The sequence below is a fragment of the Halomonas sp. PA16-9 genome (assembly GCF_009728585.1).
GTDB lineage: Bacteria > Pseudomonadota > Gammaproteobacteria > Pseudomonadales > Halomonadaceae > Vreelandella > Vreelandella titanicae.
This window is the reverse complement of the sequence record NZ_CP040451.1, coordinates 1,689,491-1,704,395: the sequence shown is the minus strand read 5'-3', so window position 1 is coordinate 1,704,395 and position 14,905 is coordinate 1,689,491. Positions and strand designations below refer to the sequence as shown.

Annotated in this window: 16 protein-coding genes; 14 read left to right on the top strand and 2 right to left on the bottom strand. The window is 56.9% G+C overall.

The window, feature by feature from the left end; genetic code table 11:
- Positions 1 to 39: 39 nt before the first annotated feature.
- Positions 40 to 528 (bottom strand): Rsd/AlgQ family anti-sigma factor, encoded by a 489-nt coding sequence (locus FDY98_RS07885; RefSeq protein WP_009288487.1) that lies wholly within the window; start codon positions 526 to 528, stop codon positions 40 to 42.
- A 384-nt stretch (positions 529 to 912) separates the two neighbouring features.
- Between FDY98_RS07885 and FDY98_RS07880 the strand changes: the two genes are divergently transcribed.
- The 14 genes from FDY98_RS07880 to FDY98_RS07820 all read left to right on the top strand — a co-directional run bounded on the left by FDY98_RS07880 (position 913) and on the right by FDY98_RS07820 (position 13,862).
- Entirely contained in the window at positions 913 to 3,198 is a 2,286-nt protein-coding gene (locus FDY98_RS07880) for a bifunctional salicylyl-CoA 5-hydroxylase/oxidoreductase (protein ID WP_155705746.1), read from the top strand.
- Positions 3,195 to 3,965, top strand: coding sequence for an SDR family NAD(P)-dependent oxidoreductase (locus FDY98_RS07875; RefSeq protein WP_035538349.1), 771 nt, complete (start codon positions 3,195 to 3,197; stop codon positions 3,963 to 3,965). Before FDY98_RS07880 ends, FDY98_RS07875 begins: the two co-directional genes overlap by 4 nt.
- Positions 3,962 to 4,414 (top strand): MarR family winged helix-turn-helix transcriptional regulator, encoded by a 453-nt coding sequence (locus FDY98_RS07870; protein ID WP_027958830.1) that lies wholly within the window; start codon positions 3,962 to 3,964, stop codon positions 4,412 to 4,414. The genes FDY98_RS07875 and FDY98_RS07870 overlap by 4 nt, the downstream gene beginning before the upstream one ends.
- Before the next feature lie 24 nt (positions 4,415 to 4,438).
- Complete coding sequence (locus FDY98_RS07865; RefSeq protein ID WP_442907950.1) at positions 4,439 to 4,972, top strand: enoyl-CoA hydratase-related protein; 534 nt, start codon at positions 4,439 to 4,441, stop codon at positions 4,970 to 4,972.
- Entirely contained in the window at positions 4,894 to 5,337 is a 444-nt protein-coding gene (locus tag FDY98_RS29385) for an enoyl-CoA hydratase-related protein (RefSeq protein ID WP_442907949.1), read from the top strand. Before FDY98_RS07865 ends, FDY98_RS29385 begins: the two co-directional genes overlap by 79 nt.
- On the top strand, positions 5,249 to 6,349 hold the full coding sequence (locus FDY98_RS07860; RefSeq protein ID WP_340146830.1) for an acyl-CoA dehydrogenase family protein: 1,101 nt from the start codon (positions 5,249 to 5,251) through the stop codon (positions 6,347 to 6,349). Before FDY98_RS29385 ends, FDY98_RS07860 begins: the two co-directional genes overlap by 89 nt.
- A 340-nt stretch (positions 6,350 to 6,689) precedes the next feature.
- A complete protein-coding gene (locus FDY98_RS07855; RefSeq protein WP_035538353.1) occupies positions 6,690 to 8,378 on the top strand; it encodes a benzoate-CoA ligase family protein in 1,689 nt (562 codons plus the stop codon).
- Between the two features lie 40 nt (positions 8,379 to 8,418).
- Positions 8,419 to 9,564, top strand: a complete 1,146-nt coding sequence (locus FDY98_RS07850) for an ABC transporter substrate-binding protein (protein ID WP_009288483.1) — start codon at positions 8,419 to 8,421, stop codon at positions 9,562 to 9,564.
- Positions 9,565 to 9,627: 63 nt separating this feature from the next.
- A complete protein-coding gene (locus FDY98_RS07845) occupies positions 9,628 to 10,548 on the top strand; it encodes a branched-chain amino acid ABC transporter permease (RefSeq protein WP_009288482.1) in 921 nt (306 codons plus the stop codon).
- Between the two features lie 78 nt (positions 10,549 to 10,626).
- Positions 10,627 to 11,598, top strand: coding sequence for a branched-chain amino acid ABC transporter permease (locus FDY98_RS07840; RefSeq protein WP_340146829.1), 972 nt, complete (start codon positions 10,627 to 10,629; stop codon positions 11,596 to 11,598).
- Positions 11,591 to 12,343 (top strand): ABC transporter ATP-binding protein, encoded by a 753-nt coding sequence (locus tag FDY98_RS07835; protein ID WP_027958826.1) that lies wholly within the window; start codon positions 11,591 to 11,593, stop codon positions 12,341 to 12,343. The genes FDY98_RS07840 and FDY98_RS07835 overlap by 8 nt, the downstream gene beginning before the upstream one ends.
- A complete protein-coding gene (locus FDY98_RS07830) occupies positions 12,336 to 13,016 on the top strand; it encodes an ABC transporter ATP-binding protein (protein ID WP_035538356.1) in 681 nt (226 codons plus the stop codon). The genes FDY98_RS07835 and FDY98_RS07830 overlap by 8 nt, the downstream gene beginning before the upstream one ends.
- Before the next feature lie 13 nt (positions 13,017 to 13,029).
- Positions 13,030 to 13,437, top strand: coding sequence for an acyl-CoA thioesterase (locus FDY98_RS07825; protein ID WP_027958824.1), 408 nt, complete (start codon positions 13,030 to 13,032; stop codon positions 13,435 to 13,437).
- Between the two features lie 11 nt (positions 13,438 to 13,448).
- Positions 13,449 to 13,862 carry a RidA family protein gene (locus FDY98_RS07820; protein WP_027958823.1) on the top strand — a complete coding sequence of 138 codons (414 nt, stop codon included), beginning with the start codon at positions 13,449 to 13,451 and terminating at the stop codon, positions 13,860 to 13,862.
- A 151-nt stretch (positions 13,863 to 14,013) separates the two neighbouring features.
- Here the strand turns inward: FDY98_RS07820 and FDY98_RS07815 are convergent, their stop codons facing one another.
- Positions 14,014 to 14,880 (bottom strand): alpha/beta hydrolase, encoded by an 867-nt coding sequence (locus FDY98_RS07815; RefSeq protein WP_009288480.1) that lies wholly within the window; start codon positions 14,878 to 14,880, stop codon positions 14,014 to 14,016.
- Positions 14,881 to 14,905 lie beyond the last annotated feature (25 nt).

Sequence of the window (14,905 nt, the reverse complement as noted above, 5' to 3'; positions counted from 1 at the left end):
AGCGCCGCATAGCGGCGCCTGTCTAATGGAAGGTCTTACTTAAGCGGGGGCTTTGGTGTGCTGCGGGCTGTGTGCGGCGTGTAAGCGCGCGATCAATTGATCTTCCAGCGCGAAGCGTTCGGTAAGGCCCCGGGCTAAGCGGTCGATCCAGGCAGGTAGGCGGGCGATATTTTGCTCGCAGCTAAGCGTGGAGCCAAAATCGGTATCGAATTCCAACACCATCTCGGTGGACATTTCTAAACGCTCGAGCAACTTCTCCGCGATAACGAGCGCGCCCTCGTCGCTAAAGGCCCGTGCCTCTTCCGAGAGCTGGGGGTAAATCTCAAAGTGACCGGCGCTGATGTAATCCATCAGCTTTTCACTAAACGTATCGATAGGCGCTTTGCTCACTGCTTCCAATTCAGCATCACACGCTTCTTTTAGCTCAATAAAGCTGATCAATAGCTGACGGCGCTGATCCAGCCAGCGGTCAATCAGGGAATGCACGCCTCCCCAGCGCTCCAGGGCATTTTTGCAATCTTCGAGCATGGGGCTTTCTCCTTAAAGTCACCTTTAACTGCTATTAATAACTACTATCAAACGCTCAGATCAAATAATAGGCTTAGAGTCGCGCCTCCCACTACCTCTGTCAATCCCAGCAAGTACGGTTTCCATGGTACTAAAAGTTCACTGCCCATAACGCTTTCTTCTATGGCTGATAACCAGCGCTCTCAAGCGGCAGCCCCTGCCATATTCCTGCGTCTATTTATGCTCTCATCTTCCGGCCACCATTGCGAGCACAGCCGCATGAGGGCTTTAAACGCTCGCACGCCTACTCACAGAAAATACTTTAAGCTTAAAAAATTTATACTTGAATTTTATAGAACCCTCTCCTATCTTCAGGAAAGAGAGTGTTTTCCGTGGAGAATAAAAATGAGAATCGCCTGCCTGGGTGGAGGGCCTGCTGGCCTCTATTTCGCTATCAGCATGAAGCTACACGATCCCTCCCATGAGATCGTGGTGATTGAGCGCAACCGTGCAGACGACACCTTCGGCTGGGGCGTGGTGCTGTCAGACGAAACCCTCGACAACCTGGCGGCCAACGACCCGGTCAGTGCAGAGCGCATTCGTGAGCATTTCGCCTATTGGGACGACATTGCGGTCGTTCATAAAGGCGCCAAAACCGTCTCTACAGGCCATGGATTTTGTGGCATTGGCCGCCGCCAACTGCTGATTCTGCTACAGGAACGCGCTCGCGAGCTCGGCGTGGAGATGCGCTTTGAAACCGATATTACAGAAGCCTCCATTGAGCAGTACCGGCGTGAGTATGACTTGGTCTTGGCCGCCGATGGCCTTAATTCTCTCACCCGCCAAACCTACGCCGATCACTTCAAGCCCGACATTGATGTACGAGCGTGCAAGTTCGTTTGGCTGGGTACCCATCAAACCTTCAACGATGCTTTCACCTTTATTTTCGAGAAGACCGAGCATGGCTGGGTGTGGGCCCACGCTTATCAGTTTGATAGGGATACGGCGACCTTTATTGTCGAGTGCAGTGAAGCCACCTGGCAGGCGTTTGGCTTTGGCGAAATGAACCAGCAGGAGTCGATTGCAGTCTGCGAGCGCATCTTTGCCAAGCATCTCGACGGCCACGCGCTGATGACCAATGCTAACCATATACGCGGCTCCGCCTGGATCAATTTTCCACGGGTACTCTGCGAACGCTGGAGCTATGAGAACGTAGTTTTGATGGGTGACGCCGCCGCCACCGCACACTTTTCAATTGGCTCCGGCTCCAAGCTCGCGCTGGAGAGTGCCATTGCACTGGCTAATTACTTGCACAGCGAAAGCAGCATGGCAGCTGCCGTTGCTCGCTACGAAGAGGATCGCCGCTTCGAAGTGCTGCGCTTACAGTCCGCCGCGCGCAACTCCACCGAGTGGTTTGAGCAAATCGAGCGCTACCTGGATCTCGACCCGGTACAGTTCAACTACTCGCTATTGACCCGCTCCCAGCGCATCAGTCACGAAAACCTGCGGGTACGCGATCCACAATGGCTAGAAAGTGCAGAGCGCTGGTTCCAAACCCAGGCGGCAGGCCCTGGCAGTGCTCGCGCGCCGATGTTTGCCCCTTATCAACTGCGCGATATGACGCTGGTTAATCGCGTGGTGGTCTCTCCCATGGCGCAGTACAAAGCCGTCGATGGCTGCCCTACCGATTGGCACTTTAGCCACTACGCCGAACGCGCCAAGGGCGGCGCAGGCCTGGTATATACAGAGATGACCTGCGTCAGCCCCAGTGGGCGAATCACCCCCGGCTGCCCAGGCTTGTACGCGCCCGAACATGAAGTGGCGTGGAAGCGTCTTTGCGATTTCGTGCACACGGAAACCCAGGCCAAGCTATGCGCCCAAATCGGCCATTCAGGAGCAAAGGGCTCTACTCAGTTGGGCTGGCAAGAGATGGATGCCCCGCTTACGGATGGCAATTGGCCAATATTGGCAGCTTCAGCACAGCCCTGGTCAGCGCGTAACCAAGTGCCCAAGGCAATGGACCGCGATGATATGGATCGGGTGCGCGATGAGTTTGTCAGTGCGGCGCAGATGGCCGATCGCGCGGGTTTTGACATGATCGAGGTCCACGCCGCCCACGGCTACCTGCTCTCTTCGTTTATCACGCCATTAACCAACCATCGTGACGATGAGTACGGAGGCTCGCTGGATAACCGGCTGCGCTACCCGCTTGAAGTGATCAACGCCGTGCGCCGCGTTTGGCCTGCCCATAAGCCACTTTCGGTGCGTATTTCTGCCAACGACTGGTGCGGCGATGAAGGCATCACCCCAGACGATGCGGTGGAGATCGCCAAACGGTTGCGCGATGCGGAGGTGGATATTGTCGATGTCTCTGCCGGACAAACCTCGACCCAGGCCAAACCGGTCTATGGGCGTATGTTCCAAACGCCCTTCTCTGACCGGATTCGTAACGAGACGCCTATCGCCACCATGTCGGTGGGCAATATCTATCAGGCCGACCATGTGAACTCGATCCTGATGGCCGGACGCGCCGACTTAGTCTGTATCGCCCGCCCTCATCTCGCCGATCCTTACTGGCTGCTGCACGTTGCTGCGGGGTTGGGTGATAGTGAGGTGGAGTGGCCAGCACCCTACCGGGCAGGGGCCGATCAGCTACAGCGCTTGGCTGAACGTGGCGAGGGTTGGGTATGAGCCAATCCGAAAGAAACTCGGCAGCGAACAGCCTGGCAGGCAAGCGGGCGGTGATTACCGGCGGCGGCAGCGGTATCGGTGCCGATATGGCCCTGGCCTTTGCCCAGGCGGGCGCCGAGGTCACGATTACCGGCCGCCGCGAGGCAGCCCTTCAAGCCGTTGCCGAGCAGCATGATGGCATTCGTACCGCCGTGGTCGATGTCACCGGCGAAGCCGCCATGGTGGCGCTCTTCGAGAAGATCGGCAATGTGGATATCGTTATTGCCAACGCCGGGGCGGCAGAGAGCGCGCCGTTCGCCAAGACCTCTTTCGAGCAGTGGCAACGTATGTTGAATGTAAACCTTAGCGGAGTGTTTCTGACCCTGCGTGAGGGTTTGAAGCAGTTGAACGACGGCGGGCGCCTTATCGCCGTTGCCTCCACCGCGGGCCTGAAAGGTTACGCCTATGTGGGTGCTTACTGCGCGGCAAAGCATGGAGTAGTGGGGTTGGTGCGTTCTCTGGCTACTGAAACCGCCACTCGCGATATGACCGTTAATGCGCTCTGCCCAGGTTTTACCGACACGCCGTTACTGGCCGCCAGCGTGGAGAATATTGTGACCAAAACAGGCCAATCCGCCGAACAGGCCACCGCGCATTTTCAATCTACCAACCCTACAGGGCGATTAGTCACTCCTGCAGAGGTCACCGCGACGGCTCTATGGCTATGCGGGCCTAACAGTGGCGCAATCAACGGCCAGGCGATTTCCATCTCAGGGGGTGAAGTATGACGGCAGAAAGCTTAAGCAAGGAGCGCCTGCGCTTATGGCTGCGCATGCTGCGGGTTACCCGTCAGGTGGAGTCCGAGCTGCGCGAACGGCTGCGAACCGAGCACGACTCTACACTGCCGCGTTTTGATGTGATGGCCGCGCTATATGCCGCTGAGGAGGGCCTGAAAATGAACGAGCTCTCCAAGCGGCTGCGGGTTTCCAACGGCAACGTCACCGGCATTATTGACCGCTTGGTGGAGGATGGCGCCGTGGAACGTATTGCTATTGAGGGCGACCGACGCGCCACGCGGGTCTGCCTGACCAGCGCTGGTCGCGAAAGCTTCAGGGCCATGGCCGTTGAGCATGAGCGCTGGATCAATGCGCTGTTCGAAGGGGTGACCGAAGAGGATGCCCATCATATCGGCGAGCTGCTCCACCGCTTGCCGGCTTCTCTTGACGATACCCACTAATCACTGACAGGCGAGAACAACAATATGAAGAGCATGGCTGACCTGGCCCCCGAGCACTTTATTTGGGAAATGAGTGGTGATGTCGCCGTTATCCGGTTGAATCGCCCAGAGCGCAAGAACCCGCTGACATTCGAGAGCTACGCCGAGCTGCGCGATACCTTTCGTGACTTGGCCTATGCATCCGATGTGCATGCCGTGGTGTTTACCTCTAACGGCGAGAACTTCTGTTCCGGCGGCGACGTACATGAAATCATCGGCCCCCTGGTGGGCAAGGATATGAAGGGACTGCTCGAGTTCACCCGCATGACCGGGGATCTAGTCAAGGCCATGCTGAACTGCGGCAAACCGATCATTGCCGCCGTCGACGGCATTTGCGTCGGCGCTGGGGCGATTATTGCCATGTCCTCGGATATTCGTTTTGCCACCCCCGCGCCAGCACGGCGTTCCTCTTTACCCGGGTGGGTTTGGCAGGCTGCGATATGGGCGCCTGCGCCATGCTACCGCGCATTATCGGCCAGGGCCGCGCCGCCGACCTGCTCTACAGCGGCCGTAGCATGAGTGCCGAGGAAGGCCTCCAGTGGGGCTTTTACAACCGAGTGGTCGAACCAGACTCCCTGGAAGAAGACGCCATTGCTTACGCCACCCGCCTGGCTCAGGGCCCCACCTTCGGCCACAGCATTACCAAAACCCAGCTAAACCAGGAGTGGTCGATGAGCCTGGAGCAGGCCATCGAATCGGAAGCCCAGGCCCAGGCGATCTGCATGCAGACCAACGATTTCGAGCGCGCCTACCACGCCTTCGTAGCCAAGCAAAAACCTGAGTTCAAGGGGACTGATGAGCGACAAGAGCTTTCTAGCGTGGCCCTTTTTCGAGGCCAGACACCGCGAACTTTCCGAGCAGCTCGAAGCGTGGTGCCGCACTGAACTACCCCGCGACCACAGCGATGTGGATGCGACCTGCATTCAACTGGTACGCGATTTAGGCAAAGCTGGGTTTCTGGAAGGCACTGCGGGCGAGCATATCGATGTGCGCAGCCTGTGCCTAATCCGTGAAACCCTGGCCCGCCATGATGGCCTGGCCGATTTTTCGTTTGCCATGCAGGGGCTGGGAACCGGTGCGATCAGCCTATATGGCAGCGATGAACAGAAGCAGTGGCTGGACAGAACCCGGCGTGGTGAAGCAATTTCCGCGTTTGCCCTGAGCGAGCCTCGCTCGGGCTCTGATGTGGCCCAGTTGGATACCACCGCTGAGCGCGAGGGCGATAGCTACCGTTTGAATGGCGAAAAGACCTGGATCTCCAACGGTGGTATTGCCGATATCTACACAGTCTTTGCCCGCACCGGTGAAGGTCCCGGCGCCAAAGGGCTTTCAGCCTTTTTAGTGCCTGCCGACACCCCCGGATTGGAGATTCGTGAGCGCCTGGAGTCGGTGGCGCCTCACCCGCTGGCACGGCTGGGCTTCAACGATATGGTGCTGCCTGCCAGCGCGCTGATCGGCAAGCCTGGGCAAGGCTTTCGGATCGCCATGTCGGTGCTGGACGTTTTCCGCTCCACGGTTGGCGCGGCAGCCCTGGGCTTCGCCCGCCGGGCACTGGAAGAGTCGCTCTCCCGCAGCCGCTCCCGGGAGCTGTTTGGCGCCACTCTTGCTGATCTACAAATGGTGCAGGGCCACTTGGCCGATATGGCGCTAAACGTGGATGCCGCCGCCCTTCTGGTTTACCGCGCTGCCTGGACGAAAGATCAAGGCGCGGAGCGGGTAACTCGCGAAGCGGCAATGGCCAAGCTATTTGCCACCGACCAGGCCCAGCAGGTGATTGACCAGACAGTACAGCTTCACGGCGGCGACGGCGTTCGCAAAGGCCATATTATCGAAAGCCTCTACCGGAAATCCGCGCGCTGCGTATTTATGAAGGTGCCTCAGATGTACAAAAAGTAGTCATCGCCCGCAGCATGCTCGCGGAAGAGTAAATAGCAAAAAACCTTACAGTAGCTCTCAAAAACAATAAAACACAACGCCAGACACCGTATCCCTGCCCCAGGGCCATCACAGTTGGAAATGACGTCTTTGAATATCTCCGTTAACGGGAGAAGAGAGCAGGTTGAAGCGAGGGTCTTTTGACAGGGATGTCAAAAGTAGCGCCCAAGGAAGGGGTCACAGCGCCCTCGCGGAAGCCTGCTCTCGAGACCAAAGAGGTGCAGACCACCATCTGAGAAGGATCTGATTCCTATATGGCTTGGGCAGGAATAAACAACGACACCAAATACGGAGGTTGGTCATGTACATCCAGTCGGCCCATGCTGATACTTTTGCGCGGGATAACCTGCCACCCACTGATTGCCAGCCTGAGTTCCTGCTCGCGGGCTACCATTATCCCCAACGACTTAACGTGGGCGTTGAGCTCTGCGATCGACTGCTCGACCAGGGTCACGGTGAACGGATTGCCTTAGCGGGCAATGGCCGTCGTCGCACCTATCAAGAGCTCACTGAGTGGACCAACCGCCTTGCCCACGTGCTGGTCGAAGACCTGGGCGTGGTTCCCGGCCAGCGGGTATTGATCCGTTCCGCCAACAACCCGGCCATGGTGGCCTGCTGGCTGGCCGCCACCAAGGCGGGTGCCGTGGTGGTCAACACCATGCCGATGCTGCGCACCAAAGAGCTATGCCAGGTAATCGATAAAGCGGAAATCAGCCTCGCCCTGTGCGACACCCGTCTGCTCGATGAACTGGTTGAGTGCCAACAGCACAGCCCGGTGCTCAAACGGGTCGTTGGCTTTGATGGCACGGCTAACCACGACGCAGAGCTTGACCGTTTAGCGCTGGGCAAACCCGCCACCTTTGAAGCGGTGGATACCGCCGCCGACGATGTGGCGCTGCTGGGGTTTACCTCTGGCACTACCGGCTCACCCAAAGCCACCATGCACTTTCACCGCGACCTGCTGGTCATTGCCGACGGCTACGCCAAGGAAGTCCTACAGGTAACGCCGGAGGACGTGTTCGTCGGTTCGCCGCCGCTGGCATTTACCTTTGGCCTGGGCGGGCTGGCCATTTTCCCGCTGCGCTTCGGCGCCACCGCCGTGCTACTCGAACACGCCTCCCCGCCCAATATGATGGACATTATCCGCGAGTATCAGGCCACGGTGGTCTTCACCGCACCAACAGCCTACCGGGCGATGCTCTCAGCACCTACTCGCCATGAGGATTTGAGCAGCCTGCGCGTGGCGGTTTCCGCTGGCGAAACCCTGCCAGCACCGATTTATCATGACTGGATCAAGCAAACCGGCACACCGATTCTCGACGGCATCGGCGCAACTGAAATGCTGCATATCTTTATCTCTAATCACCTGAATGACCATCGCCCCAGCTGCACCGGCAAACCGGTGACCGGTTACGAGGCACGAATCGTTGATGACGAGATGAATGATGTCCCTCGCGGCACGGTCGGCAAACTGGCCGTGCGCGGCCCTACCGGCTGCCGCTACCTGGCCGACAAGCGCCAGCAAAAGTATGTAAAGGCGGGCTGGAATATCACCGGTGATGCGTTTTACCAGGATGAAGAGGGCTACTTCCACTTCGCCGCTCGCAACGACGATATGATCGTCTCGGCGGGCTATAACATCGCAGGCCCCGAGGTGGAAGCAGCCCTGCTGGCCCACCCCGCCGTGAAAGAGTGCGCGGTGATAGGTGCCCCTAGCCAGGAGCGTGGCCAAATTGTCGAGGCTTTTGTTGTTCTAAACGATGGTTTTCAGCAAGATGAAGAATGTCAGCAAATGTTGCAGGACTTCGTGAAGCAGACCATCGCGCCGTATAAGTACCCTCGCTCCATACGATTTATCGAGGCACTACCTAAAACATCCACGGGTAAGGTTCAGCGCTTTCGGCTGAGCCAGGAACATTACCCGAGTGCTGGCTCTCCTGGCATCAATGTGAATAGCACTAACATCAATAGCACCAACACCAACGCATGACCCTCTAAGTAATAAACGATTAAAAAATGAGGAATGATCCATGAAAATGATATCCCGCTTTGGCCTTGGCTTACTGCTCTCCTCCAGCCTGGTAACCACTGCTCACGCTGATGACGTTAAAATTGGCATGATTACCACCCTCTCAGGCGGCGGTTCGCACCTGGGCGTGGACGTTCGCGATGGCTTCATGCTGGCGCTTGAGCAGTCGGGCCGCGACGACGTGGAAGTGCTGATTCAGGATGATGCGAGACGCCCCGACCTGGCGCGTACGCTGGCCAATGAGTTTATGCAGCGTGATGAGGTCGATATTCTTACCGGCATTATCTGGTCAAACTTGGCAATGGCGGTCGTTCCTTCGGTGGTACGCCAGGGCACCTTCTACCTGTCACCTAATGCCGGGCCCTCCGATTTAGCAGGGCGCATGTGCCACGAGAACTACTTCAACGTGGCGTATCAGAACGACAACCTGCACGGCGCCATGGGCGCGTATATGCGCGAAGAGGGGTATGAGCGCCCGATCATCATGGCGCCCAACTACCCTGCTGGCACCGATGCGCTGGCAGGCTTCAAACATCTTTACGAGGGTGAAGTCGTTGGCGAGCTTTACACCCAAATGGGCCAGACCGACTACGCGGCTGAAATTGCCCAGATTCGTGATAGCGATGCCGACAGCTTGTTCTTCTTCTTACCCGGCGGTATGGGCATCTCGTTTATGAAGCAGTGGGAAAGCTCCGGTGTCGATATGCCGATCTTTGGCGCCGCCTTCTCGTTTGATGAAATTCTTATCAAAGCGGTAGGTAGTGCGGCGATTGGCGCACGCAACACCTCGCTATGGGCCTATGACCTGGAAAACGAGGCCAACGATCGCTTTGTTGAGGGCTTCCGGGAAGCCTATGACCGCACGCCAACGTTGTACGCGGCACAAGGTTACGACACCGCCAACCTGATTCTTAGCGCGCTTGAAACTGCCCACCCCGATGACAAAGACGCCTTCCGCGAAGCACTGCGGGCCGCTGACTTTGACAGCGTACGCGGTGAGTTCCGCTTCGGCCCGAACCAGCACCCTATCCAGGATATTTACGTGCGCGAAGTCGTGGAGGGTGACGATGGCGAGCCCACCAATCGCCTGATCGGTGTCGCAATCGAAGATATCCAAGACGTCTATTACGAGCAGTGCCAGATGTAAGCTCGCCTCGGCTGGGTGTAGCCGCCCAGCCTTTTCTCTTTACCTGCGCTAAGGATACCCAACGTGTCCGTTACTCTGCTGATAGAGCAATTACTGAACGGCGTGCAGCTCGGCACGATGCTGTTTTTGATGGCCAGCGGCCTCACCTTGGTGTTTGGGGTGATGGGGCTGATCAATCTTGCCCACGGTTCTTTTTATATGGTGGGCGCCTACGCCACGGCAGCGGTGACTGCCTCAACGGGCTCTTTTCTGATTGGACTGGCTGCTGGGATGACCGCGGCCGCCCTGGTAGGTGCACTGGTAGAACTGTTGGTGATACGCCGACTTTACCACCGTCCTCATCTTGATCAGGTATTGGCAACCTTTGCACTAATACTGATTTTTTCGGAGGGCACGCGCTGGATTTTCGGCTCTTCACCGTTATGGTTGAGTCCTCCTTCTTGGCTGACGGGGTTTGTCACCCTGCCAGGTGATACCCGCTACCCCATCTATCGGCTGATGCTGATTGGGGTGGGTATCGCTATTTCGATTGCCCTTTACTTGCTTATCTCGCGAACTCGACTCGGTATGCGCATTCGGGCAGGTGAAAGCGATCGCGAAATGATTGGTGCGCTGGGGGTCAATATTTCAAAACTCTATACCTTGGTGTTTGCCTTGGGGGCGGCGTTAGCGGGTTTAGCCGGCGCTTTAGTAGGCGCATTGCAATCTGTACAGGTGGGTATGGGCGAGCCGGTGCTGATTTTAGCGTTTGTCGTAATCGTCATTGGCGGTATCGGCTCAATTAAAGGCGCGCTACTCGGTGCCCTGCTGGTGGGTATTGTCGACACCTTGGGTCGGGTCTATCTGCCCATCTTCTTTCAAGCGTTTATGCCGCCGTCTGAGGCGACCGGCGTCGGTTCGGCGTTGGCCGCGATGCTGATCTATATCCTCATGGCCGTCATTCTCGCGTTCAAGCCTAAGGGACTGTTCTCTGCCCATGACTAATACCACTTCCTTGTCCAAGAACGCTGCGCTAGCGCCCGAAGAGCGGATAAACCTTTTGACCGCAAAGGGCTGGTTCAGATGGCCCTGCTCGGGCTACTGCTGTTACTGCCTGTAGCAGCCTATTTCTTGGGCCATATTTATTATGTCAATCTGGCCTCGCGTATCACCATTATTGCCATGGCGGCCGTTGGCCTTAACCTGGCCATTGGCTATGGGGGCATGGTGAGCTTTGGCCACGCGGCCTATTTCGGCCTAGGTGGCTATGTGGCAGGCATCAGTGCTTATCACGCTTTTGATATGACCCCATTTATGACGTGGCCTTTCAGCGTGCCGGGCAGCGACAATTTACTGGTGATATGGCTCGCCGCTATGTTGCTGTGCGGGCTGCTAGCGCTGGTCATCGGCGCTATCTCACTGCGTACCACGGGGGTCTATTTCATTATGATCACCCTCGCCTTTGCGCAGATGATTTACTACTTTGCCAACTCCTGGCCAACCTATGGCGGCGAAGATGGTCTGCCTATTTATATTCGCAACACCCTGCCCCTGTTCAATAACAACATGCTCGATAGCAGCGATGCACTCACCTATTTCCTGATCTGCTTCACCGGGCTTGTGTTAGCGATGGCAATTACCTCACGAATGATGAAATCGCGCTTTGGTGCGGCCTTGACCATGGCACGGCTTAACGATGTACGCCTTGCCACTGCCGGGATCAGCCCCTACCCCATTCGCTTGGTGGCGTTTGTGATTTCTGCCGCGATTACCGGGCTTGCTGGTGCGCTCTATGCGGATCTAAATGGCTTTGTTAGCCCGACAATGCTGAGTTGGCACTTCTCCGGCGAACTGATGGTCATCGTCATTTTAGGCGGCGTGGGGCGTCTTTACGGCCCGTTAGCCGGTGCGGTGCTGTTTGTGATGATGGAAACCTTTCTGGGGGGAGTCACCCAATATTGGCAGCTTTTCCTCGGGTTAGTACTGCTTGGGGTGGTGCTATTTGCCAAACATGGTGTGATGGGTTGGCTGGCCGGGAGGGAACGCAATGAGTGATGTGGTTCTTTCACTACAAAACCTGCATAAGCGCTTTGGCGCACTACAGGCGACCAACGATGTTTCGTTGGATCTTAGACCCGGGGAGATTCACGCCTTGATTGGCCCCAACGGCGCGGGGAAATCGACCCTGATTGGCCAAATCGCGGGAAATATACGCCCTGATGAAGGGAGTGTTTACTTAGCAGGCAGTGAGATCACGAGCATGAGTATCGCTCAACGGGCGCGCCTGGGCCTGGGGCGTAGCTTTCAGGTCTCCTCGCTGGCGGAGCCGCTATCGGTGATGCGCAATGTGATGATGGGAGTTCAAGCGCTGCAGAGTCACAGCTTTCGGTTCTGGAAGCCCGTTGCTCGCGATCGGCAACTGCTTGAACCAGCCTATGAAGCACTGGCGCGTATGCAGCTTAGTCACCGCGCCTGGACGCCGGTATTTGAACTTTCCCACGGGGAACGCCGCCAGGTTGAGGTGGCTTGCGCTCTGGCGCTCAAACCTCGCGCACTGCTGCTGGACGAACCCATGGCCGGCTTGGGTCCAGAAGGATCGGCAAAGCTGACCGAGCTGCTGGAGGCGCTTAAGCTGGAAGTGCCTATCCTGCTGATCGAGCACGATATGGAGGCGGTATTTCGTCTGGCTGATCGTATCTCTGTGTTGGTATCCGGGAGCGTTATCGCCCATGGGGATAGCCACACTATTAGGCAGGATCCCCGCGTCCGTGAAGCCTACCTGGGGGATTCTGATGCTTAAGGTTGCTGATATTGAAACGTTTTATGGGCCCTCTCAGGCGTTATTTGGCGTTAGCCTTGACGTTAACGCCGGTGAGATGGTCGCCCTAATGGGGCGCAACGGTATGGGTAAAACCACCACCATTCGCTCGATATTCGGTCTGACTCCGGCCAGCCGTGGCACGATTGAGTTTGAATCCCAGAACATACGCCGCTTACCCGCTTTTCGTATCGCTAAAGCGGGGCTTGGCTTGGTGCCGGAGGGGCGCCGCTGTTTCCCTAATTTGTCGGTGCGCGAAAACCTATTGGTGACCGCCCGCCCGGGCGAGTGGACACTGGAGAAAGTAGAAACGCTGTTTCCGCGCTTGGAGGAGCGCCGCGCGCAAATGGCCAAGACCCTCTCCGGCGGTGAGCAGCAGATGCTGGCTATTGGCCGGGCGCTGATGACCAATCCGCGTTTGCTGGTGCTAGATGAAGCCACTGAAGGATTGGCGCCGGTGATTCGTCAGGAGATCTGGCGGGCGATTCGGCTGCTCAAGGAGCAAGGTCAAGCCACGCTGCTGGTGGATAAGTCATTAAGCGAAATTCTACCCATTGCTGACCGCTGCACCATCCTGGAAAAAGGCTGCACCGTGTGGGATGGCAAACCCGCAGCGCTGGACAGCACTGTGCGTGACCGTTATCTGGGCGTGTAGGGAGGAGAAAACAGTGGCGTTTACTACCCATCGAAAAGTTCGTTTCCAGCACTGTGATCCGGCGGGTATCGTTTTTTACCCCCGCTATTTCGAGATGATTAACTCCGTGGTGGAGGATTGGTTTGAGGAGGTCGTTCAGCGTGACTTTAACCAACTGCATGTGGAGAGCGGCACCGGGGTTCCCACCGCCGCTATCGACACCCAGTTTCATGCGCCGAGCCGGTTAGGCGAACGACTCACCTTTGAATTAGCGGTTCAAGCCGTTGGGCGTAGCAGCCTTACCCTTCAGATTATCGCTTACTGCGGTGATCAGAAACGTCTAACCAGTCGTTCAACCCTTGTATATGTGGATCTAAATAGCGGTCAGCCAATGCCCTGGACAGAGGCTATGCGCCAGCACTTTACCGTCGAAAACCTATAAGGATAGCCATAATGAGTGACGCCAACTTTCATCAGCTTCTTCACCCTTCGCATTGGAAAGCAGCGGTGGGCTACGCTAACGGCGTGCTGGCTTCAGGCCAGAGTGTGTTTGTAGGTGGGCAGATTGGTTGGAATGCCGACCAGGTATTTGAAAGCGATGACTTTGTCGTTCAAGTGAATCAGGCGCTGCAGAATATCGTAGCGATCTTAAAAGAGGCGAACGCAGGCCCGGAGCATATCGTGCGGTTGACCTGGTATGTGACGGACAAGCAGGAGTATCTGGCGCGGCTTAAGGAGGTGGGCACCGCCTACCGCGAGGTGCTGGGCAAGCATTTCCCGGCGATGACGATGGTTCAGGTGGCGGGGCTGGTTGAGGATCAGGCTAAGGTGGAAATCGAAGCGACTGCGGTGATTCCGGCTGTATAAAATTGCTTATTGAGAGATAACACTAAGCACAAGAACGGAATAGCCTGCAGCGGGGGTCTTTCGCCATGGATGGCGAAAGTAGCGCCCAGGGAAGGGTTCACAGCGCCCCCGCGGAAGGCTATTGCGTTCCACTCATAGCTAAGGCGTGTTCTTATAACCCATGAAAATCTTTAATCCACTCAACGAAGCAGCCATCGTTAAGATAGTGTTCAAGAATCGAGAAGTGATCCACGTCGGAAAGTAGCTGCTGAGTCACTGTTTGGCCTTGCTGGCTCAAATGCTCAGCATAGCTGCTCATCTGGCGCTCGAACTCTTCTGACTCCAGGCCCCCTGCTACCAGCTTTATAGGCGCAGGTACTCGGCATGGCAGCCATATGGGGCTGAACTCCTGCACATCGCGCCCGCTAAGCTGAAGCTTGGGCTGCAGCCACGACCAGGGAAAAGGCCGCAGGTCGTATAAACCGCTGATACAGAGCGCGCCGCGAATCAGCTGGTTGGGTAAGCCAAAAGCGCCCTCCCAGTCCGTCGACATTAGCATCGCGCATAAATGCCCGCCCGCCGAGTGTCCCGAAATACTCAGCTGCTCAGGATCAACGCCCAATTCAGCAGCATGGCGATAAACGTAGGCCACCGCTGCTTGGCTCTGCCGCACCAGCTCGCTAAAGCGTACCTTCGGACAGAGCGCGTAGTTAACCACCGCGACGGTGATCCCGGCGTTAACCAAGCCATCGACGATAAAGCTAAATTCACGATGACTCAGCGAGCGCCAGTAGCCGCCGTGGAAAAACACGTGCACCGGCGCTTTTGGGCTATCGGTATCAGGTGCATCGGCATGAAAGATATCCATGCGTTCCGCAAGCGTTGGGCCATAAGGCAGATCGAGCGTTGTGCGGTGGTTAACTCTTGATGCTTCACTGCGCTCACGCCAATCCTTTACCAACACCGCCGGGTCACGACCCATCATCGGGTCGTAGGCGCGATCGATCTCTTCTTGAGTCGCAAAATGTTGATAAAGCATGTACGTCTCCTTATCGCTGACGCCC